The organism is Citrobacter sp. VF227 (assembly GCF_052950715.1).
Genome location: NZ_JBRFVF010000394.1, coordinates 1 through 468 on the forward strand (window position 1 = coordinate 1; position 468 = coordinate 468).

The 468-nt window shown below is 71.2% G+C and carries 1 protein-coding gene; it reads left to right on the forward strand.

Annotation, left to right across the window (positions count from 1 at the left end; all coding sequences use genetic code 11):
- Positions 1-73: 73 nt before the first annotated feature.
- On the forward strand, positions 74-468 hold a 395-nt coding region (locus ACU8YC_RS26930), incomplete at its 3' end, for a zinc-ribbon domain-containing protein (protein WP_446896250.1).

Genomic DNA, 468 nt, shown 5'->3' on the forward strand with positions numbered 1-468 from the left:
CCCTTAACCCTGTTCGGCGACACTTCTTCAAGCAATTCACTGTCCGGCCCGGTCGCGGCCGATCGATGCGAGTATGGCGCGGATGCTGATCGCCTGCCCGAGCTGCGCGAGCGAATATCGCATCGACGCCAGCAAGGTCGGCATGGAGGGCCGCTCGGTCCGCTGTGCCGCCTGCCGCGAGACGTGGTTCATCTCGCCGGCCGACGTCCTCGCCGGCCACGAGGCCGAACTCGCCGCGCAGACCGAGACCGATCCCGTCGCGGACGCGGCCTGGGAGGAGGAGACCGCCTCGGTGCGGAACGCGACCGACGTCCCGGCTCCCAAAGTCCGACGGTATGCCAAGCCCCGGAAGGCCGCCGGAAAGCCCCGCCGCGCGATCCCGGGCCTAACACCCTCGCTGGCGTTCGGCCTGACGCTCCTGGCGGCGATCCCGCTGGTCTGCCTCGCCCGCACCGCCGTGGTCCGGGC